A 22,809-nucleotide genomic window follows, 5' to 3' on the forward strand; every position below is an offset into this window, starting at 1 on the left:
GCGGAGCTGCTTTGACAGCCTGTGCCCACTGTCCGATTCGCGCATGGAATCGCCCACTTGAAGGCCGTTGGTCAATTAGATTGGCTGAATGCGTGCTGCCTTCACCCGCGTCAGCAGGCAGCGCGGAATTGTCGGTGCCGCCGATGGATGCGCGTCGGGGAACCCGACATTGGAAGGCTGCGAGCCTGGTCCGGATGCCACGAGGACGGCGAAGTGGAGACAGCGTGTATTCATACTTCTGACGCTGTGGGTGCTAGCCTGCACAACTTTCCACGTGTTTGTTGTGATGTCGGTCTATTCCAATGTAGTCGTATTGCTGCAGTACTATGCTATCAATTATAAATACGGATTTGTACGCCGTGGTTTAGCCGGTGAGTTGATCCGAATATTTCCTGAGCACAACTACTTTGATGTCGCATATGCGATTCTGTGGGCTTCAGCGATAACGTGGCTGATCTGCTTGGCGTTCTTCGTCTGGCTTGTCTTGAAGCCCAACCCAGGCTCAGAGCGGCGGAGGATGCTGGCTCTACTGGTTCCCGTCCTGCCCTTCTCGGTTTCCTACCTGGTATATAACGCGCATCCCGAAATATGGGGCATGTCTGCTCTCGTGATGTTCAGTATCGCCGTTCGAAGTGCTGGCAGCCGCCGGTCGAGGGTCATCTACTGCGTGATCTACGGTGCGACCGGAGCAGTCTTCACCTTGATCCATGAAGCCATGGCGGTGCAGTTCGCCCTCGGCGCAGTCCTTGCGATAACCGTTCTTGCGAAAGACACTACGAGCGCGGCCAAGCGCCTACTCAGTCTATTAGCCGTAGGACCAGGCCTGTTGGCGCTGATTTTTGTGGCGATGCTGGGTCGTCGTGATACCGCGACGTCTTTGTGTACTCAAATTCCACATGGACTGGTTGATGATCCCGTAGGGACATACGATGCCCCCCATCGAAGCCTGAGTTTTTTATTCGGTCAGTTTCAACATCAGTCGGATTTCCACGACTGGGTGTGTACGAAGACCATGCCGTTTTTTTACATGGATATTTTTGACGGTGCTAGGGTGGTGGCGTCCTATGGACTGCCTAAGCTTTTCGCTTCACTGGTCCTTGGTATCGCTATATTGTTTCTGACATTGTCGGCTGTCCGCTATGTATGCGGAGTTTCTGCCCGTTCATTTGCCCAAGAAATTTGCAATGATCGTCGGATGGTGTTGCTCAGCATAGCACTCCTGCTTTCGCTTTTCGTGACCGCCGTTGATTGGACGCGTTGGTATACCGTCATTGCTCTGGACATAACCACTGTTTATATTCTTTATGCGATTGAGAGACCTGAAATCGATCAGAGGGTGACCCGACGTGACTGGCAGGTATTCGTCGCAGCTGTCGTCGTCTTTGCGGCCATACCTTTCGGCAACCTTAACAACGTTGGCTCGTAGTCAGGCTCAGTGCTCGTAGCTTGTGGCGGGCAGTCTGGGGATCGCACGTGCCCACCCCGGGATGGCCGTCCCGAACCAGCCTCGCGATATGGGATTCTGGAGAACCGACAAGAACCCGTCCAGGCAGTCAGCCGTCGTGGGAAGGCTAAACCGTGACCGTTCCCCATCTCGCTAGCGTCCCGGCAAGTAAGTGATGTCGCCAACTGGCAGCTCCGTGACGGAGCTATCCGAAGCGATCCGAGGAGGCGACCGCGCAGCCCTGCCGCGGGCCATCACACTGCTGGAATCGACGCGCGCCGACCATCGAGAGCGGGCGCAACAACTGCTGCTGGAACTGCTGCCCGATTCCGGCAATGCCCATCGGGTCGGCATCACCGGCGTGCCGGGGGTGGGTAAGTCCACCAGCATCGAAGCCCTAGGCATGCATTTGATTGGACAGGGCCACAAAGTGGCGGTGTTGGCTGTCGACCCGTCCTCAACGCGGACCGGTGGCTCAATTCTGGGCGACAAGACCAGGATGGCGCGCCTGGCAGTGCACCCCGATGCCTACATCCGGCCGTCTCCCACGTCGGGGACTCTGGGCGGCGTGGCAAAGGCGACCCGGGAAACGGTTGTGTTGTTGGAGGCAGCCGGTTTTGACGTGATCCTGATCGAAACCGTGGGCGTCGGCCAGTCCGAGGTCGCAGTGTCTAACATGGTCGACACGTTCGTGTTGCTGACGCTGGCGCGAAGTGGGGATCAGTTGCAAGGCATCAAAAAAGGCGTGCTGGAGCTGGCCGATATCGTGGTGGTCAACAAAGCCGACGGTGCCCACCTCAAGGATGCGCGGATGGCCGCGCGCGAACTCTCCGGAGCCATCAGGCTGATCTATCCGCGCGAAACCCTGTGGCGGCCACCGGTTCTGACCATGAGTGCGATGGAGGAAACCGGCCTGGCCGAGTTGTGGCAGACCGTGGAGAAGCACCGCGACGTACTCACCGAGGCCGGCAAGTTCGAGGCGCGTCGTCGCGACCAGCAGGTGGACTGGACCTGGCAGATGGTGCGGGACACGGTGCTGGACCGGGTTTTGTCCAACCCGGAGGTGCGCAGGATCCGCCCCGACGTCGAGCGGCAGGTGCGCGACGGTGAGCTGACCCCCGCTCTAGCCGCCCAGCAAATACTTGAGATCGCGACGACTTAACAGATCGGTAAATATGTCCGGGTTTGCCGGTGGGCAGTTAGACGGGTGAAGTAAATTCAGATTCGTGACGGTAGACATCGGAGTCGATCGACGCGCTGTTCCTTCCCACGATGCCCCTGACGCAGGGCATGGTGTGTTCGGCGCCGCGGACTCCCACTTCGGATGCGTCGTTCGTGCTTTCTCTACCATGTGGCCCGGTCACCGCTTCGGCGGCGGCGCGTTGGCGGTCTATTTGGACGGGCAACCCGTCGTCGACGTGTGGAAGGGCTGGGCGGACCGGGACGGCAAGGTGCCGTGGTCGGCTGACACCGCGCCGATGGTGTTCTCGGCCACCAAAGGCATGGCCGCCACCGTCATCCACCGACTCGCTGACCGCGGCCTGATCGACTACGAGGCACCGGTCGCCGAGTACTGGCACTCGTTCGGCGCCAACGGCAAGGCCGACATGACGGTTCGCGAGGTGATGAAGCACACCGCCGGCCTGTCGGGCCTGCGCGGAGCCACCCAGGCGAACATCTTCAATCATGTCGAGATGGAGGAACGGCTCGCAGCGGCGGCGCCGGGACGGCTGCTGGGTCAACCGGCCTACCACGCGTTGACCTTCGGTTGGCTGATGTCGGGACTGGCCCGCGCAGTCACCGGCAAGGACATGCGGGCGCTGTTCCGCGAGGAACTCGCCGAACCGCTCGGTACCGACGGCTTTCACCTGGGCCGTCCGCCGGCCGGCTCACCCACCCGGGCCGCCGAAATCATCATGCCCCAGGACATCGCCGGCGCCCCGATCGTCAACTGGGGGATTCAGAAGATCGCCAATCACTTCTCCGGCGGGTACCGCTCCATGTATTTCCCGGGAGTCATCGCCTCGGTGTCGGGGAACATGTCGATGCTGGACGCCGAGATCCCGGCTGCCAACGGCGTGGTCACCGCACGAGCTCTCGCCCGGATGTACGGTGCGATCGCCAACGGGGGAGAGGTCGACGGCACCCGGTTCCTGTCCCGGCGGCTGGTCGCCGGGCTCACTGGTGAGCGGGTCGTGCAGCGGGACCGGAACATCTTCGTGCCCATGGCATTTCACCTTGGATATCACGCACTGCCGATCGGCAACGTGATGCCGGGCTTCGGCCACGTGGGCCTGGGAGGGTCAGTCGGTTGGGCCGACCCGGAATCGGGTCTGGCGATCTCGGTGGTGCACAACCGTCTGCTCACGCCATTGGTGTTGACCGACCACGCTGCGTTCGTCGCTCTGGCGGCGCTGATTCGTCAAGGTGCTGCGAAGGCACGCAAGCGGGGGTATCGGCCGGTGCACGGGTTGGGCGCTCCGTATTCGGAGCCGGGTGCGGTCGCGGGGTAGGGCTACCCGAGGTTTTCGAAGGCGCCGATCTGCTCCAGGGTCACCACAAGCGGGTCGGCGCCGTCGTGTACGCGGCGCTCCCAGTCGATAGTCCAGCCGACAGCGTCGTGGAAGCGGAGCCGGTTGCGCCAGCCGAGTTCGCGCTGCGCCTTGGTCGCGTCGAGGGCCAGCAGATTCGCTTCGTGCGGATGTTCCCCGGGCTGGTTGTCCCAGTGGGCGCCGCCGCCCCACAGTTCGGCGGCGAGGGTCGCAACCTGGCCGACTTCGACGAAGCTGTCCCGGCCGGGGCCGATGTTCCATTGGTCCTGGCCCTTTGCGCCGTCGGACAGCAGGGCATCCGCGATGACCAGGTAGCCATCGAGGCAGTCCAGGACGTGCTGCCAAGGCCGCACTGCCTGGGGGAAACGCAGCAGGGGTGGTCGTCCGCCCGCGTAGGCGCGCACCAGGTCCGGCATCAGCCGTTCGGGGCTGACGTCGCCGCCACCGATTACGTTGCCGCCGCGAGCGATAGCCGTAGGGCAACCGGGATAGCTGCGGACCCATGACTGCGTGAGCAGGTCGGCCATCGCCTTGGAGGCGCTGTACGGGTCATCGCCGCCGAGTGGGTCGGTCTCGACGTAGCCGGCCTCCTGGTTGATGTTGCGGTAGACCTTGTCGGTGGTGACGACGACATGAGCGCGCACCGACGGCGTTTTCGTCACTGCCTCAAGCACGTTGAGGGTGCCCATCGCGTTGGTCTCGTAGGTGTAGCGCGGGTCCCGATAGGACTCGCGCACCTGCGATTGAGCGGCCATGTGTATGACGACATCGGGGGCGGTGGATCGGATCGCGGCGGTGGTTGCCTGCGCATCGCGGATGTCGACTCGGTGATCGGTGAGCAGCTGCCTGGTCAGCGCGGCCTGCTCGAAGAGGCCGCCTGGGGGGGCGTCGAGAGCCAGGCCGGAGACCGTATGGCCGCGGTTGCGCAGCAACAGGATCAGCCATGGACCTTTGAAGCCGGTGTGACCCGTGATCAGGTAGTGCATGCCAGCGAGTCAGCGCCGAGACAAGGACATTGCTGGAGCCTGAGGCGAGGCATCGCGTGGGAATCTGCCTGAATCGGGCATTGCTTGTCTAGAGGTGGCGGATCCTGAAATGACGTTGCCTCCTAAGCACGCTCGTTCACCGTCGCGGACCTACATAGTAGGCGGGCACGGTTGCGGACGAACATCCGATCGGAATTGAAATGCGGCCTCGGGCAAACCTGTGGTATTTGGGCGAAAGGCCGATGCGCAAGGGGTCAATCTCGTACGCTCGTCCCATAGATCTCACCCTGGCTGTTGGGGATGGTCTGGTCTCTCCAGCTGTGGACGAGATCGGGATTTCGGGGAGGTGGCGGTTCGCGTGGTGGCTAAGACTGATAAACGAATCTGCATCGTCGGAGGTGCCGGCCATGTGGGCTTGCCGCTGGCGCTGGTATTGGCGGATGAGGGCTACACCGTCGATATTTTGGATACGAATGCCTTGGCACTGAAGACCATCATGGCCGGCAAGATGCCGTTCATCGAAAATGGAGCCGAGGAACTGCTTAAGCGGCTCTTGCCGACCGGGCGGATATCGGCAAGCACTGATTCCTGGATCGTAAGAAATGCCGACATTGTGATCTGCGTCGTCGGTACACCGGTCGACGAGTTCCTGACGCCCCAAGCCCATACGTTTTTCCGGATCATCAATGAGATCAGCCCGTACTTTCACGACGAGCAGACTCTCGTTCTCAGGAGCACCGTATACCCAGGGCTCACCCAGCGGGTGCACGATATGTTCCAAGAACGTGGCATAGGGGTTCACGTCACGTTCTGTCCTGAGCGCATCGCGCAGGGACACTCGATTCGCGAGTTGCGGATTATTCCGCAGATCATCAGCGGATTCGACGACGAAGGTCGTCGAGTGGTTCGGGAGCTGTTCTCCGGGATCACCACCGACATCATCGAGGTCGAACCGCAGGAAGCCGAGTTGGCGAAGCTGTTCTGCAACAGCTACCGCTACATTCAGTTCGCGGTGGCTAATCAATTTTATCTGCTGAGCCGGGAGGCCGGTGTCGACTACAACCGGGTCCACCACGCTGCGACTTTCAAAAACAGTCGAGTCGACAGCCTGCCGCGAGCCGGGCTGGCAGCCGGCCCGTGCTTGCTCAAAGACACCATGCAGCTGGCCGCTTTCAGCAACAACAATTTCATGCTGGGGCACTCGGCCATGCTGGTCAACGAGGGTCAGCCGCAGTTCATCGTCAACATGCTCAAGCGTCGAGTTGACCTGCGCGACAAGACGGTCGGAATTCTCGGCATGACCTTCAAAGCCGACTGCGATGACACACGCGACTCGTTAAGTTTCAAGCTCCGCCATCTGCTGATGTTGGAGTCCAAAGAAGTGATTCGGCACGACCCGTTCCTGGACGGCCCGGATTACTTCCCGTTAGACACAGTCCTGGAGCGAGCCGACGTCATCGTGGTTGGTGTACCTCACTCTGAGTACCGAGGTCTGCGAATCCCGGAGGGCAAAATCGTCGAGGACGTCTGGGGATGTGTGGAGGTCGGCGACTTCAACGGTCGTGCGCTGGATGAAGCTGAGGTTATGGCGCTTCCAATCGGAGCTGCGGCTCAGTGAGAGTTCTCGTAACCGGCAGTGCGGGCTTCATCAATGGTTATGTCGTCGAGGAGTTGCTGAGCGCCGGGCACGAAGTCGTAGGAATCGACAACTACTCGAAGTACGGCCCGGTTAGGAAGTCCTACGACGATCACCCGAACTACCACTTCGTCGAGGGTGACGTCAAAGATGTCGACTTGATGCTGCGCCTCGTTGAGGGCTGCGAACAGATGGTGGCCAGCGCAGCGCGTATCGGTGGGATCACCTACTTCCACGAATACGCTTACGACCTGTTGGCCGAGAACGAGCGCATTGCTGCGGCCCACTTTGACGCGGCGATCCACGCCTTCAAAAAGGGCTGGCTGAAGAAGATCAACGTGATCAGTTCCTCGATGGTGTTCGAAAACGCGACCATTTTCCCGACGCCGGAGAAGCACATCACCGAATGTCCGCCGCCGACAAGCACTTACGGGTTTCAGAAGCTGGCTTGCGAGTACTTCGCACATGGGGCCTACGAGCAATATGGACTGCCCTACACCATCATCCGCCCCTTCAATTGTGTGGGTACTGGTGAGCAACGCGCGCTCGGAGGTCGTGAAATTCCAAGCGGTAACGTGAAACTCGCGATGAGTCATGTCGTTCCAGACCTGGTTCAGAAGGTAGCGAAGGGTCAAGATCCGCTGCATATTTTGGGAGACGGGACTCAGGTGCGCCACTACACCTACGGCGGCGATCTGGCACGAGGCATCCGCACATGTATGGAGCACCCTGCCGCTTTAAATGACGATTTCAACCTCTCGACTCCCGAAGCAACAACCGTGTTGGAACTGGCTGAGGCAATCTGGCGCAAGATGCGCCCAGACGCACCATTCCGCTTTGAAAGTGATCCGCCGTTCGAGCACGATGTGCAGTTGCGAACCCCAGATGTGACCAAGGCCGCCGAGATGCTCGGTTACTCAGCAACGACGTCACTCGACACCATGCTCGATGAGGTCATACCCTGGATCGTCAACGCCGTCGACGAAGGCACCATCTGAACTGCTTCGTGGCAACTCACAAGGACAATATGCGGATCGCGGGTGATACCGACCTACAGCAGCTGTACCGCAACCGATTCGGTCACGACCGCGAGTCGCGATCAGCACTCTGGGAAGTGCTCGTCCGAGACTTCTTCCAAGCAAGGATCAGACGCAGCGATACCGTTCTGGACCTGGGTTGTGGCTACGGTGAGTTCTTAAATCACGTCATAGCTGAACGCAGAATAGGTGTCGACCCCAATCCGGACAGTGTCGAGATGTTGAGCTCGGACATCGAGTTCTACCCCGGCCGCGCCGACAGCCTGGATTTTTTGGAAGACGATTCAATTGATGTCGTCTTCAGCAGCAACGTACTCGAGCATCTAGAAAGCAAGGCCGAGGTTGAGCGCGCTATCTCCGAGGTGCGGCGGGTGCTGAAACCGGGCGGCCATTTCATCGCCTTGGGCCCGAATATCCGGTTCCTACCAGGCGAGTACTGGGACTTCTGGGACCACGCCGTTCCAATCAGCGATCGCTCACTCAGTGAATTGCTGGAAATCAATCAACTCCACGTCATCGAGGCCTACGAGCGATTCTTGCCGTACTCGACCTACTCGGCATTGCCGAAAACGCCTATCCTTGTCCGGCTGTATCTGCGTTCACGCCTTGCCTGGCCAGTGTTGGGAAAGCAATTTCTGGTCCGTGCGCGAAAAGAGATTTCGTCGGTTGAAGAACGCCAGTTGATCAGCGTCGTCATCCCTGTCTACAACGAAGGGGACAACATTCAGGTCTGCATCCGGCGGCTGACCGAGACGCTGGCCAGCACCGAACATGAACTGATTGTGTGCTACGACTTCGACGAAGACTCGACGCTGCCGGCGATAGCGGCCATGCCAGATTGTCCAGCCACGGTCCGGTTGGTTAAGAACTCGTTGGGTAAAGGCGTTGCCAATGCACTGATTGCGGGTTTCGCGGCGGCGGCCGGTGATGTGATTGTCACTAGCATGGCGGACCTTTCCGATCCACCGGAGGTTATTCCGCTGATGGCGAGGAAGATTCGAGACGAAGGAGTAGATGTCGTCAGCGGCTCACGGTATATGCCTGGCGGCTCGCAGCAAGGCGGACCACGGTTGAAGACGCTGATGTCTCGAACGGCGGGTCTCAGCCTGCGCTACGTGGGTGGCCTGCCTACCCACGATGCGACGACGAACTTCCGTGGCTATAGTCGTCGATTTCTCCGAGATGTCGCGGTGGAGAGCGCACGGGGTTTCGAGGTGGGGCTGGAATTGACCACCAAGGCGCATCTGTTGGGTTACCGCGTCGACGAGGTGCCAAGCAGTTGGCAGGACCGCACCGCTGGCACGAGCAAATTCGATCTGGTCGGCTGGCTGCCGGCGTACCTACGCTGGTATGGGCTGGCGATGCGTCGTCCACTTATTCGGTGGACTGGTGGAGGACTCGCCTCGTTAGGTGGGTTGCGCCTCCTCCGGCGATATCGACGCGCGGACGGGCACACTTTTCGTATTTGAAAGGCGTTGTCTTACAATGAGTTACGCCGATAGGGACGCGGCAATGAATGTCTGAGCAAGAGGAATCCGAAGAGTCTCACGGTGACGGGACCAGTCCAATGCGGGCTGGCCACGTCGCGCCCGATGGCCGCACGGCTTCAACGCCCTCGTTGAAATCACTCCCGGACGATCTGCCGCGCCGGAATGGCGCATTCATATTGCTGACCGCTGTTGCTTGTGTAATTCTCGGCGCCAAGCTGGTCACCCTTTCAGCCCTCAGTTCGCCGATGCCGCTCTTAGACCAATGGGACGGTGAGGCCGGAAATCTATACGTCCCGTATCTGCGCGATGGGTTGTCGTTCGCCGACCTCTTCGCCCGGCACAACGAGCATCGGATCGTAATTTTCCGCCTTCTTGCTCTGATGCATTTGGAATTAGCCGGCGAATGGAACCCGCGCCTCGAGATGATACTTGGTGCAATCGTTCACGTTGCTGCCATTACCTTGCTGGTTGGATTGCTCCTTCCGCTCATCCCAGAACCACGCCGTCTGATTTTCGCATGTTTCGTAGCTTTCGTCTTTGCGTTGCCTATTGGATACGAAAACCTGCTGTGGGGTTTCCAAAGCCAGGTGTATTTATCATTGCTCTTCGGCTTGGCGACCCTCGGTGCTCTGTTGCCTGCGCAACCGTTCTCGCCTCGATGGTTCGGTGGGCTATTTGCTGCCGTGCTGAGCTACTTTTCCTTCGCGACTGGAGTCGCCGCGATTCTAACTGCCGGAATCCTTATTGGCCTGCAGTTGGGGACGGGTGGCAGGAAGCGTTGTCTACGCGAATACGCTGGTCTAATCGGCATAGCCTTCCTTGCGCTTGTAATGGTTCTTTGGGCAGTGTCACGTGCAAGCACAACAACCACCGTCTGGAAGTTTGTAGTCGGCTTCGTAGTACTCGCCGGTCCGACTGTCGTAGCGGCCATTATTATTCAGGCACCCACGATCTGGTTTTGTGTGCACACGGTGGCGAAACGCCCTGCCATCTCAGATCGCGTCTGGGTGGCAGTCGGGATCGCCGTATGGGTGATCCTTCAGCTCGCCTTAATCGCCTACGGTCGTGGGGATGTGTTCGGCGTTCGGTATCTGGATATCCTATTGCCCGTATACCCGGTAGCTTTGCTTGCTGTATTCACATTTGTGGATAAACCCAGAGAGACGAAACATCAGCGGCGCGTGAGACTGGGCGGTGTTGCATGGGTGTTCACAATCGTCACCGCCATTGGGCTACTAGGTTATTACGCCTCTATCCTCCAAGCCATCGATTGGTCTCGATCGGCACACCAGCAGATGTCAAAGGCGCAGGCGTATTTAGCAACCGGAGACGTAAATCGGCTACGACCAAAAGTGGGAGGTGATAATAAGGTAGACGTTTCTTTTCCGAATCACCAAGTATTCGGCTTGATTCTGGAGAATCGCGACGTAAGATCGATCCTGCCACCCGATCTGCGGCCTGCGAGCGCTAACAATTCTGAGGCACGAAAAAGTTTGGCGCTCAAAGGAAGACTGGCGGATGCCACTGCTGCGGCGGTTCGGGTTCTTCTATCTGCGGGGCCAGCATTTCTCGCTCTCGGGGTCGGATTAATTTTTGCTGTTGGCGCACGAGAAAGCATGTGGACGAAAGATGAGAAATAATCAATCGCGATGCATGACATATGCTATGGCCGAGTCGGCCTCGTTGACGCGCTGGTGAGTCCCTGATATTGAATCCACCCGGTCTAGAGCCAGGTTGTCGTAGTTATGGATTCAGTTGATCTCGCAGGCGATGGCGTAGTGGTCATGGCGCAGGCCGCAGCGATACTCGGCCGGCGTGCGGTAGCCCAGGGCCGAATGCCGGTGCCGTGTGTTGTGTTCGTCCTTGAAGTCGCCGATCACCACCCGCGCCTCGAGCAGGGTGTTTTAGTGGTTGCTGTAGAGGCGCTCCTTCCGTAGTTGGTTGTTGAACGATTCGATGTATCCGTTGTTTCACGGGGTGCCGGGTGAGTCTGTCAAGTTTGATCGGACCCATAAGGACACGATTGATTGGCCCCAGCTCGGCGCGTGTTCAGCCGCTTGAGTTCTAGACTCGCTGGGCTCCTGCGTCCCCGGGGACGGTGGGAATCAGGGTCGGTGTTCACCGGTGACGTAAGCGTCGACCTCGATCTCAACCTTGAGGTCAGGGGCAATTAGTGCCGATACCTCGACCATGGTCGCAACCGGGCGGACGTCGCCGAACATCGCGGCGTGCACCGCGCCTATCTCCTGCCACTGTGAGATGTCAGTGACGTACATCCGAGTGCGTATCACGTCGCTGAGTTCAGCCCCTACCTCACGCAACGCGATCTCGATGCGATGCAACGCTTCTCGAGTCTGCGCGGCGACGTCACTACCGCCACCAGTGGTCCCCGCGACCACCACGTGGGGACCGACCCGGATGGCGCGCGAATACCCCACCACCGACTCAAAGTCAGAACTCGACGACACATTGATACGACGTGCGCTCACAGCAGCCAAGTATCGGCTGCAACAGCCACCTAGGCCAGTTCGTACACGACTGAGTTGCACTAATCAGCCGAAACGCTGCCGACCCGAAGTGGTTGAATCGGTCCGTGGTCGCCGAGGAGCGGTCGACGTTAGCGGGACTGCACGAGATTCGCCGCGCTCGTAGCAGCCGGATCGCGGGTTGGATAACACCGGTGGCGTACGCAGTCGGGTTTCGGTGCGGCCAGGACTGGGTTTTCCCATATATCAACCTGCCGGGTGGGACACATGGGTTGCCGGCAGTGATTCTGGCCGAAGTGCTCGGGTACTCCACGGAACGCGTGAAATACCCCTTTCTGCAGCATGTCTGGACCAGGCGATAACCGCGTTGGAACCGGCTGAGGCGGCGACCGATGTGGATCACCCCAATCTGGCAGCGTGGCGCACCATCGCGGCGGCCGATGCGCGCGAGATAGTCGCGATATTCATTGGCTCCCTTGGTGATCCGGCCGCAGGACCAGCCGATGCTGCCCTGCGTACACGGATATCTGCAGGAATTGCCTGATGAGGCCGGGTCGTTTGTCGCGCTGAGCCTTGCGCGGATTCAGGTCGTGGAGGTGTGGGCGGCCTTGGTGTGGGCGAGTCGATAAGATTGGGTGCCGGTTTCGATGATGTTGCCGCCGAACGTGAGTCGGTCCACGATCGCTGCGCATAGGCGTGGGTCGGTGAATGTTTTGGTCCATCCTGAGAACGACTCGTTGGAGGCGATGGCGACCGAGTTCTTTTCCTCGCGCTCAGTCAAAACCTGAAATAGCAGCTCGGCGCCGCGCCGGTCAAGCTCCATGTAGCCCAATTCGTCAACGCAGATGAGATCCACTCTGCCGTAACGGGCGATCGTTTTGGCCAGGATCTTCTCATCGGCGGCTTCGACGAGTTCGTTGACTAGTTTGGTCGCCAGGGTGTATTTCACTCGGAACCCGGCCTCGGCAGCTGCGGTGCCCAACGCGATCAGCAGATGGCTCTTGCCGGTGCCGGAGTCCCCGATCAAACACAGCGGTTGCCCGGCACGAACCCAGGCGCTGGTGGCCAGGGTGTGGATGGTGGCCGGGTTGATGTTCGGGTTGGCCTCAAAGTCGAAGTCGCCCAGCCATTTTTCGCGTGGGAAGCCAGCGGCTTTGACGCGGCGTACTGAGCGTCGTCGGGCCCGGTCATCGCACTCGGCTAGCAGCAGTTCCGCCAAGAACCCTTGGTAGGTGAGTTGGTCTTTTTCCGCGGTGCTCACCATATCGGCGAACAGCGTACGCACCGAAGGCAACCGCAGTTGCCGGCAAGCCTGATCCACCGCCGCATCAGCGGCCTGAGCGCTCAAGCCGCGCCGCCGCCGGCTCGGCGCGCCCATCAGCGGACCCCTCCAGTCACAGACAGCGGTTGCCGCGCGGTTCTCAAGGTGCGGCGAGTGAGCAGCTCGTCGTAGCCGGCCAGCGAGGGCAGCGGCCGGGTATCGGCCGGCAGTCCGGCGATGACCGCGTCGGGGTCGGTGAGTCGCCGTTCGGTCAGGCTGATCACTGGTCGCTGCTGATCAACGGCCTCAGCATCATCGTCACCGGGGCAGGTGTCATGGCCGCGGTGGTGAGCGGTCAGGCGCGCTTCTACGGCTACCACATCAGCACTGGTGGACCCGACTTTTAATGCGGCGGCCAATCCGGCGATGACATGGTCATGGCGCATGTGCCGGTGCAGCAACAGCACGTCGATCAGCGCCCGGGTACCCGCGGCATCGCCGTGCGCTCGACGCGCTGCGGCCCAGAACGCTTCATGGGTGGCGGTGAAGGTGCCGGCCGCGCGTGCCTGCACTAATGCGGTGGCCCCCGGCAGCGCGCCGGGTTTGATCTTCAGCACCTCCAGGTAGTGGTCGAGTTCGAGGATTTGGGCGCCTTTACGAATCGAGCGCTGGTGATGCGCAATCAGGGCGGTGCCGTCGAAGATCAGCAGCTCGTTGGAGCGCAACCGCACCCGCACGCGGCGGCCGATGAACCGCGCCGGCACCGAATACTGGCTGCTGCGCACCATGATTCGCCCGTGCCGATCCACCCGAGGCTCCAGCATCAGGCCCGGTTCGAACCGTTCAGGCGGCAACGGTCGCAGCAGCGGCTGCTCAAGAGCGAAGTCTTCACCGACGGTGCGGATACGGTGCCCTATCCGGCGGGAGTCGTCATCGCGGTCGGCCTCAGCCAGCCGCTCGTTGAGCTCGGTAAGGGACGCCACTTTCGGAACCGGAACGAGGTGGTTGCGCCGAAAGCGTCCGCCCTCGCCCTCGACACCGCCTTTTTCGTGGGCTCCGGCGATGCCGGGGATGCAGTAGAACGCCTCGAAGCCCTGGTGTGATCGGAACAAGACCCAGCGTTGGTTTTCGATCCGGCCGCGATCACCGAACAACACCCGCGTCACCGCGGACTTCAAGTTGTCGTAGCGGATATGGCCGGTGGGGATGCCGCCGAATTCGTCGAACGCCGCCAGATGCCCTTCCAGGAACGCCTCCTGGGACTGGGTCGCATACACCCGGTGCACCGCCTTGCCCGACATCGACAGCCGCATCGTGAACAGAAAGCACTTCGTGCGCCCCTCGGGCAGATCGACATACAGTTCCGCGAAATCGACCTCGGCCTCACGCCCCGGTTCATGGGTTTGCGGCACGAACGCCTCAACGAGGTGATCACCTGTCTCAGCGGCGATTTCGGGCCGCCGCCAGGCTACGTAGTCGCGCAGCGTCGAATACGACAGCAGGCCTGAGGCGTCGTGTTCGTCGATCAGCCGGGCCAGAATCCGGCGGACAGTATGTCGCTGCTTGCGCGGGGCATCACGATCAGCCCGCAACATGTCATCGATTGCGGCGGTGAACGGATCAATCTTGCGGGAGCGCCACCGCCGTGGCGCCGGCGCGGGTGGCTGCGCCGAAGTCAACGCCTGCCGAACGGTACGACGATGCACCCGATGCCGCTTGGCCAGCGCCCGCACCGACAACCCATCCACCCGGCAATCGCGTCGGATCTGTTCGAACAATTCCACCCTGAACCCCACTCTGGCTCCTGTCGTCGTCCCATGACGGCGACGATGAAGTGGGGCCACTCAAACCTGACAGAACCTGCCCGGCGAGTCGCGGTGGAGCCAACCAAACCTGACACTCGGCGATCAAACGGGGCCAACCAAACCTGACAAACTCAGCCGGGCAGGATGTAAGACATTCCGACCTTGTTCTCGCAGAACGGTTGTAGCGCATGAGAAACGAACTCAGGACCGTTGTCCATCCGCAACACCCGCGGCGCGCCGCCGGCAGCGGCGAACACCTTCTTGAGTTCGCCGACGAGCCGCTCGGCGGTGATCGGGCGCTCCACCAGATGCAGCAGCGACTACCGGGTGTGTTCGTCGACCATCGACGCGATCTTGACGGCCTGCCGTCAGTGGTGGAGTCGAACTGGAAGTCGATCGCCAAACCACCTTCGGTGCATCGGCGATCACCTCCGGGAGCACCGAGGACGTCCCGGTCCGCTTACGCGGGCTGTGGATCCGCCGCTGCAGTCCCTCTGCGCACCACAGCCGGTGCACTTTTCACGTTGATCACGGCCCTCATCGTGCCGCCACGCCGTCCACGCACGCCCGAAAACCGTGGCACTGGTGTTTGACGGCGTAGGCGCGTAGCCAGGCCCGCAGATTGGCGTCAGGATCCGCCGGCGTCGTTGCCACAGGCGGGGGCGTGTCTCATTGACTGTGTAAGGGGTTGGGCCTAAGTGGTGGTCAGGCATACTGACTGCCGGACAGGAGTGAGCGTTGTCCAGATCTGATTCACGTCATGAAACCGCAAAGACCCACGCGTCAAGCATCAATGTTTGTAGCATTATCGATTTGTGGTATCGCATCACAGCACTGTGTAGCTACACGGTGACCTGATGGATCGTGGTCGTTGGTCCTAAGGCCCATCAAAGCCGGAGTCGAGGTGGATCCTCGAAGTCTGGTCACGCGCCTTGGTCTGTGAAGCGCGCAAATCCCGATTCCGGATCTGCAGGGCGTGTTTGAGCTCACGAAACGGCGCAATGATGAGGGTTCGCGTGCGTAGCAGCCTGTCCGGCCCGTACAACGCAACCTGGCAGCCGAGCCTGAACCATGCAGGAAACCACCATATTCCGGCGGCCAGGCGAGTCGCGTGGGGTGACATGGGATCCACGATCATCCACGTGAGGACGCGTAGTTGATCGAGCCACCACTTTCGCGAAGCCAGGATGCGTTTGGTTTCTGTCTTCGGGGTGTGGGTGCGAACTGAAAACGGCTGAGTCAGGAAACATACCGACGATCTAAGCATCAAGCGCAGCCAAAGATCCAAATCGACGAGCTGATAGATATCGGTTCGAAATCCTCCAGCCCTCAATGCTAGTTCGCGACGGAACATTACACATGTCGGTTCGCCTACCCAGTTATCCAATCCCCTCCCTCGCAAAATCATCTGCTTGGTTAGTGAGGGCCCGTTATTGTACTCCGTAAGCTGTCGGAAATGATGATGAAGCGTCCCGAATCGCCGCTGCCATTCAGCGTCGTCGCTCTCGACGTGCCGAGGAGAAAATGCCATGCCTACGGCAGGATCGTCGAAGTAGCTGCTGAGCGCGCTCAGTGCTCCAGGGAGTAACCAATCATCGCCGTGTACGAATTGGATGCAAATTCCTCGGGCCAAGCTCAAACATTTGTTGTGATTCTCGTTCAGGCCCAAGCGGCTCGTATTGCGGACAAGTCGGTCTCCCGATCTCAGCAACCTTGCGGCGATAGCGGCACTGTCATCGGAAGAAGCATCGTCGACCACGACGATCTCGAACACAACTCCTTCTTGTTGCAAGATGCTTTCAAGACATCGAAGGATCGTGGCTTCGTTGTTGTACATTGGTACGCATACCGAAACCTGTGGCTCGCTTAGCGATCCTTGGACTTCCTGATGGTTCACCGCTGAGCACTCTCCTACTCTCATGGCATTCGGCCGACCCAACCATAGCGTTTCGTCGGTTGGTAGAAATGAAGTATATGAGGTTCGCCGGACTTGTCAGAAACCCTCTCGACAACCACAATTTTGCTCTTGTCAAAGGAGCGCCATGCGTCGTTGAGGAATGCGCGTGGCCAGTGCACTGAGCGCCATGCTGGTCATGTCCCCAAATCCATGTTGTCGAGCGAAATCCGTGCCGGTGGATTCGTTTTCAATTATAACTCTGTCAGATCTATGGATAAGTTTGACGCTAATGCAACTGTGCCGGAAATTATAATCTTTGCTGGCGTCGTCACTGGGCCATCTACTTGGACGCATGCGTTGAAATCTTGATGACAAATGATTTCGAAATTGCAAGTGTGCTGACTGATGAGCTGATTCGTGGCATAACAATTGGTTAGTTGTCGCGCCGGCAAGATTCGACACCAGATGCTCCGCGAAGTTGAGACGCGATTAGTTGCTCGTCGACGGCTCAGCATATCTGAATCCGCCATCAGGACAGCCACAACCTGTACCGTAATGTTGTGTCATTACTGATCGCCGTGCCGGTCTACGGCCAGCACGAGTACACGCACGCTCTCATCGCCGATCTCGAGTGCGAGGGTGCCGACTACCTCATCATCGACAATCGCGGCGACTATCCGAAGATCGGCAGCGAACGGGTCGTCACACCCGGTGAGAATCTTGGTTGGGCCAAGGGCAGCGACCTGGGCTTCCGCACCGCGTTCGACGAGGGCTACACCCATGCGATGACGCTTAACAATGACACGCGCTTGTCGAAAGGGTTCGCGGCCGGCCTGCTCGATCCAAGCCTGCCAAAGGATGCGGGGATTGTCGGCCCGATGATCGACCAAGGCTTTCCCTGCGCAATACCGGACCTACAGCCGGCCGCCGCGGATTACGTCCCGCGACCGCGATATCGCGCCGTTCCCGCGGTGGAGGGTACGGCGTTGATGATGTCCCGCGAGTGCTGGGATGCGCTGGGCGGCATGGATTTACACAGTTTTGGTCGCTACGGGTGGGGGATCGACCTGGATCTGGCTCTGCGTGCCCGTAACGCCGGATACGGCGTGTACGTCACCGAAATGGCCTACATCAACCACTTCGGTGGCAAAACAGCCAAGGCTAATTTCGGCAGCTGGCGATACGAGTGGAACGCCAATTACGCGCTGGTGCGCGGATTGGGCCGCGTGCATGGTCGCAAGTGGCGCGACAAGTTCGACGGCGCGCTGATGGGCGGCGGCCCGGGCCCCTCCGGATGGCGCGCCAGGGCCTTGCTGACAGCGGCAATGGCCGGTGAGGCGGGTGCCTTCGTCGACCGTCGCAGAAGCAAATCAGGGAAGCGGTAACCGCGCCCTCGAAGCTTTGACATACTCACCCAGTGAGTCTTCGCGCGCGAGTGAGATCCAGCCCGTTCGTCATGAAAGCCGTAGCGAAATACGGCTATCCGATAGGGACCCGCCTGATGGGTCGTGACGAGATGCTGTTCATCAACTTCGCCTACGAAGAAGACCCGCCGTTGGGAATTCCTTTGTCGGATACCGACGAACCCGACCGGTACTGCATCCAGCTCTACCACCAGACCGCGATCCAAGTGGACCTCACCGGAAAGCGGGTGTTGGAAGTCAGTTGCGGCCACGGTGGCGGCGCCTCGTACATCACCAGGACTTTCAAACCGGCCGCGTACACCGGCCTGGACCTCAACTCGGCTGGTATCGCGTTCTGCCGCAAGCGGCATCAACTGCCTGGACTCGACTTCGTACACGGTGACGCCGAGAATCTGCCCTTCGACGACGAATCTTTCGACGCCGTAATCAATGTCGAGGCCTCTCATCACTATCCGCACCTGCCGCGCTTTTTTAACGAGGTGACCCGCGTACTGCGTCCGGGAGGGCACCTTCTCTACACGGATTTCCGCGTGTCTCACCTGGTGGATGAGTGGGAGGCGGTGCTCGCCGACATCCCGCTGCGGCTCGTCTCCAAGAGGGTGATTGACGAGGAAGTCAAGCGGGGGATGAAGGAGCGTTCTCCGCGCATCGAAGCGGTGATCAGTCGCCGTCTGCCGGGGTTCCTACAGCGCTACGCGCGCGACCAGGCCGGCATCCCCGGGGGAAGCCTCTACGACTGGGCACAGGCCGGGGTGTTATCCTACCGCATCTATTGCTTCGTCAAAGACTGAGCACTGTTAACACGATTGTTGTTTTTGTCCTGCGTGCTTACGTACAAGTCATCGGTAAGTTGGTGACGATGTAGACCGTGTGATTCACGGCGGCAGTGGATGTAGCGGTTCATACTTAACGCGCGAAACAGCCTTTGGGAAAATTCTTTATAGATCGGACGGGAAGACCGCGGAGATGTCATCAAGAAAACTAGCGGATTCCTTAGCGATAGCCTCACGGTAAGAATCGAAACGAACTTGTTGTTGATGAAAATCGCGCATCAGCAGTCGAATCTTTTCCACGGCCACATGTTCAAACCCGTCGAGTCGATCGTCGATCTTGAATTCTTCTGCGATCGCCACGTCGATTGAGTTACCGGCGCTACCCCGGCGATTTACAAGAACGCACGCGCCGAGCGCCGCGGCTTCGCGCGGTATCCTGTCCTTTCCGGGATGCTCTCCGAAATCGATATATACCTTCGCTCGCCTTAAAGTGTCTCGCACCTGATCAGGTCGCATATTTTGTATGGGGACGATACTAGGCGCAGGCCCGTCACTGTCGCTGAGCAGTTTTATAATTGGCTCTGTCCGACTGAAACCCTTCACCGGATTGTAGACAAGAAGATCTTCTCGAGTGTCGTTGTTTGGTCTTGCGATTGCTTCCAAGAATACGTCTGCGAGGTTATCCGACAGCTTGCATGCTGGTCCGAGATGTGCGCTATCCAGAAATTGACGGGCATAGTCGCTTTGATACAAGTGTTTATCGACTCGGCGACGCAACGCTCGAAGTTGTATTTTCGCTGCGCGCTGTGTCCCTAGTAATCTTCCCAACTGAGTATTTCCCACGCTGACAAAGAAGTTGTCTACGCTTAGCCACCAAAAGTATATGTGCGCTTTCGGGAAGAATTTCATTAGCGGGCCATAGACTTCTGGAAGGACCACTATAGACCCTGGGTCGATATCGCGCAGGCGCGCCACGCGAACATTATATTTCTGGTAGGGCTGTGGGATTTCGTATTCCTGATCGAATGAGTGGTACAGCATAAATGCGCGCTCAACATCCTGATTTAGAATATGCGCAAGCTGATGACAAAGTTCGGGGCCGCCCGTTGTAATGTCGCCAGGGGCAGCGATAAATATCTTTTTCATAAGTCATCCAACGAGTAGTGAGAGAGTGTTTGGGGGTTGGGAGTGCGAAAATCGAATGTAGAAGACGGATGCCACTGACGTGCTCGGACGCGCGACCAAGTGCGTGGGGCAGGTTTCAGTGTGCGAGAAGCAGCTGTGTAGGGGCCGTTACAAACTCTGAACGGCTCCCCAAGTGGACTGAAGTCAGCGCACCCGCGGAAGCAAAGAGGTCCCGCTCGCAACGCGGAGGCCCCCCTAACTCACGCGCTGCACTCAGCGGCAACCCGGTAACCGCGCACCGCAAGCGGAATGAAGAGCCCGATCAACGCGATCGCCCAGCCGAGCGTCAGCGCCAAGGGCAGCAGGACGGGGCCTTCGTGGGCCAGAGCGCGCATGACTTCGATCGGCGGTGACATGGGCTGCACCCGAACCACCGGCTGGATCCAGTGTGGAAACAGCGCGACAGGGGTGGTCCCTGAGCTGATGAACACCAGCGAGGTGATCGCAGCGGCCAGGTACGTCACGATGGCGCGTCCGTTGCTGCGCACCGCCAGGGTCAGCACCAGAGCGGTGAAGCCGACCACCACGAGCGGCGGAATGACGATGTACGCCAGCGCGGTGTGCCAACCGTGCGCAAAGCGCAGCCCCATCGCCGTTCCGACGGCAGTGATCAGGATCGTGCCCATCAGTGCGCGTGCCGCTTCGGCGATCAACCGTCCGCCGATCGCGCTGGCCCGGTGCACCGGCAGCACCCACATGCGGCTGAGCAACCCCGACGACCGCTCCATCGGGATGCCGACGGCGCCACCCAACGCACCGAACATCCCGGCCAGAACCGCGCACATCGGGACCAGGCCGTAGATGCTGTCGACGCCGGTGACTTTATGGATCTGCTCACCGAGCACGGCCTTGTAGACCACTAGCAGGCAGATCGGCAGAATCACCGTCGCCAGCACCGCCGCTGGTTCGCGACGCCACCGGATCATGATCCGACCGGCGTGCAGCCAGCTCTGACTCAACAGAGCATTCAACGAGCCGACCTGCGAGCTCATCGTCCACGCCTCTGCATCCGCAGGGTGATTGCGCCGAAAATCAAGAACATGCCCAAACACCATCCCAAGGCCGCCTTCGCATGGTCGACAGGTACTTGTCCGCTCGCCAACCCGCGCAGCGTTTCCGCGGTCTGGGACACCGGCTGGTTGCGCACGAACGGCCGCACCCACTCGGGGAAAGTCTTCTCCGGTGCCACTCCAGTAGACAGCAGAATCAGCATCAACTGGGGGATCAGCAGCAGTTGACTCGTTGTTTCGATGCTGCCCCCGCTGGACCCCAAGGCGTCAGCACCCAAGGACACGGCCAGGCAAAGGACCAGGGCGAGCAGGATGAAAGCCAGTCCATAGACAGGTCCGCCGGCCATCCGGAAGCCGAATGCATATCCGGCGATCATGGTCGCGGTGAGGGCTATCGACGCCCGCACCAGCGTGGCTGTGATGCGCGCGCCAACCGGTGCCATGGCGGTGATCGGCATAGTCCGCAACCGTGTGCCCAGCCCGAACCAGCGATCGCGGCCCGCACGGTCTGCGGTGAGCGCTGCGGCCATGATCATCGACTGAACCACCACTGCGGGTAACACGTACTGCGGGTAGGTCAGACGCCCGGTATCGATGAGGCCGTGGGTGGCCATCGTCAGCCCGACCAGGCTGATGATGGGCACGAATATCTCGAAGATGATTCCGGCATCGCGCAGCGTAGTGCGCAGAGATCGCTCGGTGAGGGCAACCAGCGCTGTCATGATTGCGGGACGGTCTGATTGGTCAGGTGCAGGAATGCTTCATCGAGCGAAGGCTTGCGAAGCGAGATGTCGGCGATCTCGATTCCGATCGAGTCGAGCCGGCGAAATACCTCGCCCAGAGTGGCCACGCCATCGCGGGCAAGCACTGACACCGAGTTGTTATCGGCATCGAGGTCGATGCCGTCGAGCCCGGCCAGCGCCTCAGCAACCTGGGGCAGATCAGAGGGGTTGGCGGGCGTCACCTCGCAGTAGCTCATGCCCACCTGGCGCTTGAGTTCCGCGGCGGTCCCATTGGCGATCACCTGTCCGTGGTCGAAAACCACGATGGAATCGCTCAACACGTCGGCCTCTTCGAGGTACTGCGTGGTGAGCAGCACCGTGACATCCTGCTCGGCCAGCGAACTGACGATGCTCCACACGTCGCGCCTGCTACGGGGGTCAAGGCCCGTGGTGGGCTCGTCGAGGAACAGCACTTTGGGTGTGACCACCAACGCACTGGCCAAGTCGACACGTCGCCACATGCCGCCGGAGAAGGTCGATACCCGCCGGTCGGCAGCCGCGACGAGGTCGAATTGACCGATCAGCTCGTCAGCGCGGGCTTTGGCTTGCTTACGGCCGAGTCCCCGCATCCTGCCGAACAGAACCAGGTTCTCCCGGGCGGTCAACATCGGGTCCACCGCGGTGAACTGCCCGGTGATCCCGATCTCCGAGCGCACCTTGGCCGCCTGCCGGGCGACGTCGTACCCGGCGACCATTGCGCGGCCCGATGAGGGACGCAGCAGCGTGCACAGGATGTTCAGGGTAGTTGTCTTGCCGGCGCCGTTATGGCCCAGGATCGCGCACACCGACCCCGCGGGAACGGAGAAATCCACCCCACGCAGCGCGTAGGCGTTACCTCCGAATGTCTTTGTGAGGCCATCGACCTCGACCGCAAGTTGGCCCACCGGCCGAGTATTTCATGACCGGTAGTCCCACGCTGGATTATCGCCACAATCGTCAAAATTCCGGCCGTCCCGCAGGTCGGCGGTATCGCTGGCCAGCGGGGCGGGGAAAAGTTGCACGCTAGTGCCTGAAATCGCCCTGCCACCAGCGGCTGGACTG

19 protein-coding genes and 1 pseudogene are annotated in these 22,809 nt (G+C 60.0%); 9 read left to right on the forward strand and 11 right to left on the reverse strand.

Going from position 1 to position 22,809, the window contains the following annotated elements; translation table 11 throughout:
• Positions 1 to 274 precede the first annotated feature (274 nt).
• The 3 genes and pseudogenes from ACZYZ9_RS05065 (at position 275) to lipL (ending at position 3,957) form a co-directional block, all read left to right on the forward strand.
• The gene (locus tag ACZYZ9_RS05065; RefSeq protein WP_463825113.1) at positions 275 to 1,426 is read left to right on the forward strand and encodes a hypothetical protein; all 1,152 of its coding nucleotides are present in this window, start codon (positions 275 to 277) and stop codon (positions 1,424 to 1,426) included.
• Positions 1,427 to 1,619: 193 nt separating this feature from the next.
• Positions 1,620 to 2,617: pseudogene (gene meaB / locus ACZYZ9_RS05070) on the forward strand (methylmalonyl Co-A mutase-associated GTPase MeaB).
• Between the two features lie 53 nt (positions 2,618 to 2,670).
• Positions 2,671 to 3,957, forward strand: coding sequence for an esterase/beta-lactamase LipL (gene lipL, locus ACZYZ9_RS05075; protein WP_463825114.1), 1,287 nt, complete (start codon positions 2,671 to 2,673; stop codon positions 3,955 to 3,957).
• 2 nt (positions 3,958 to 3,959) lie between these two features.
• On the opposite strand, the gene rfbG is transcribed toward lipL, so the two are convergent.
• A complete protein-coding gene (gene rfbG, locus ACZYZ9_RS05080) occupies positions 3,960 to 4,982 on the reverse strand; it encodes a CDP-glucose 4,6-dehydratase (RefSeq protein ID WP_463825115.1) in 1,023 nt (340 codons plus the stop codon).
• A 361-nt stretch (positions 4,983 to 5,343) separates the two neighbouring features.
• On the opposite strand from rfbG, the gene ACZYZ9_RS05085 reads away from it, so the two are divergent.
• From ACZYZ9_RS05085 to ACZYZ9_RS05100, 4 genes are read left to right on the forward strand one after another with little or no spacing between them, the layout of a single operon-like run.
• A complete protein-coding gene (locus ACZYZ9_RS05085) occupies positions 5,344 to 6,600 on the forward strand; it encodes a nucleotide sugar dehydrogenase (RefSeq protein ID WP_463825116.1) in 1,257 nt (418 codons plus the stop codon).
• Complete coding sequence (locus tag ACZYZ9_RS05090; protein WP_463825117.1) at positions 6,597 to 7,616, forward strand: NAD-dependent epimerase/dehydratase family protein; 1,020 nt, start codon at positions 6,597 to 6,599, stop codon at positions 7,614 to 7,616. Before ACZYZ9_RS05085 ends, ACZYZ9_RS05090 begins: the two co-directional genes overlap by 4 nt.
• Before the next feature lie 8 nt (positions 7,617 to 7,624).
• Complete coding sequence (locus ACZYZ9_RS05095) at positions 7,625 to 9,124, forward strand: glycosyltransferase (RefSeq protein ID WP_463825118.1); 1,500 nt, start codon at positions 7,625 to 7,627, stop codon at positions 9,122 to 9,124.
• A 47-nt stretch (positions 9,125 to 9,171) separates the two neighbouring features.
• Positions 9,172 to 10,785: a hypothetical protein gene (locus tag ACZYZ9_RS05100; protein ID WP_463825119.1), complete on the forward strand. Its 1,614-nt coding sequence runs from the start codon at positions 9,172 to 9,174 to the stop codon at positions 10,783 to 10,785.
• Between the two features lie 111 nt (positions 10,786 to 10,896).
• Here ACZYZ9_RS05100 and ACZYZ9_RS05105 read toward each other — a convergent pair whose 3' ends face one another.
• From ACZYZ9_RS05105 to ACZYZ9_RS05130, 6 genes are all read right to left on the reverse strand, one after another.
• Complete coding sequence (locus tag ACZYZ9_RS05105) at positions 10,897 to 11,043, reverse strand: integrase core domain-containing protein (RefSeq protein ID WP_463825452.1); 147 nt, start codon at positions 11,041 to 11,043, stop codon at positions 10,897 to 10,899.
• Positions 11,044 to 11,250: 207 nt separating this feature from the next.
• Entirely contained in the window at positions 11,251 to 11,634 is a 384-nt protein-coding gene (locus tag ACZYZ9_RS05110; protein WP_463825121.1) for a RidA family protein, read from the reverse strand.
• A 580-nt stretch (positions 11,635 to 12,214) separates the two neighbouring features.
• Entirely contained in the window at positions 12,215 to 13,009 is a 795-nt protein-coding gene (istB, locus tag ACZYZ9_RS05115; RefSeq protein WP_463825122.1) for an IS21-like element helper ATPase IstB, read from the reverse strand.
• On the reverse strand, positions 13,009 to 14,688 hold the full coding sequence (gene istA, locus ACZYZ9_RS05120) for an IS21 family transposase (protein WP_463825123.1): 1,680 nt from the start codon (positions 14,686 to 14,688) through the stop codon (positions 13,009 to 13,011). Before istA ends, istB begins: the two co-directional genes overlap by 1 nt.
• Before the next feature lie 140 nt (positions 14,689 to 14,828).
• Complete coding sequence (locus tag ACZYZ9_RS05125) at positions 14,829 to 15,002, reverse strand: integrase catalytic domain-containing protein (protein ID WP_463825124.1); 174 nt, start codon at positions 15,000 to 15,002, stop codon at positions 14,829 to 14,831.
• Positions 15,003 to 15,574: 572 nt separating this feature from the next.
• Complete coding sequence (locus ACZYZ9_RS05130; protein ID WP_463825125.1) at positions 15,575 to 16,618, reverse strand: glycosyltransferase family 2 protein; 1,044 nt, start codon at positions 16,616 to 16,618, stop codon at positions 15,575 to 15,577.
• A gap of 521 nt (positions 16,619 to 17,139) precedes the next feature.
• Here ACZYZ9_RS05130 and ACZYZ9_RS05135 point away from each other — a divergent pair.
• Both ACZYZ9_RS05135 and ACZYZ9_RS05140 read left to right on the forward strand, forming a co-directional pair.
• Positions 17,140 to 17,979, forward strand: a complete 840-nt coding sequence (locus ACZYZ9_RS05135) for a glycosyltransferase family protein (RefSeq protein WP_463825453.1) — start codon at positions 17,140 to 17,142, stop codon at positions 17,977 to 17,979.
• Between the two features lie 71 nt (positions 17,980 to 18,050).
• Positions 18,051 to 18,809: a phthiotriol/phenolphthiotriol dimycocerosates methyltransferase gene (locus ACZYZ9_RS05140; protein WP_463825126.1), complete on the forward strand. Its 759-nt coding sequence runs from the start codon at positions 18,051 to 18,053 to the stop codon at positions 18,807 to 18,809.
• Positions 18,810 to 18,956: 147 nt separating this feature from the next.
• Here the strand turns inward: ACZYZ9_RS05140 and ACZYZ9_RS05145 are convergent, their stop codons facing one another.
• The 4 genes from ACZYZ9_RS05145 to ACZYZ9_RS05160 form a co-directional block, all read right to left on the reverse strand.
• Positions 18,957 to 19,937 carry a hypothetical protein gene (locus tag ACZYZ9_RS05145; RefSeq protein ID WP_463825127.1) on the reverse strand — a complete coding sequence of 327 codons (981 nt, stop codon included), beginning with the start codon at positions 19,935 to 19,937 and terminating at the stop codon, positions 18,957 to 18,959.
• Between the two features lie 239 nt (positions 19,938 to 20,176).
• On the reverse strand, positions 20,177 to 20,968 hold the full coding sequence (locus ACZYZ9_RS05150) for an ABC transporter permease (protein ID WP_463825128.1): 792 nt from the start codon (positions 20,966 to 20,968) through the stop codon (positions 20,177 to 20,179).
• Positions 20,965 to 21,708: an ABC transporter permease gene (locus ACZYZ9_RS05155; RefSeq protein WP_463825129.1), complete on the reverse strand. Its 744-nt coding sequence runs from the start codon at positions 21,706 to 21,708 to the stop codon at positions 20,965 to 20,967. The genes ACZYZ9_RS05150 and ACZYZ9_RS05155 overlap by 4 nt, the downstream gene beginning before the upstream one ends.
• Positions 21,705 to 22,652, reverse strand: a complete 948-nt coding sequence (locus ACZYZ9_RS05160; protein WP_463825130.1) for an ATP-binding cassette domain-containing protein — start codon at positions 22,650 to 22,652, stop codon at positions 21,705 to 21,707. Before ACZYZ9_RS05160 ends, ACZYZ9_RS05155 begins: the two co-directional genes overlap by 4 nt.
• Between the last annotated feature and the right edge of the window lie 157 nt (positions 22,653 to 22,809).

Source organism: Mycobacterium sp. IDUB_28 (assembly GCF_055419285.1).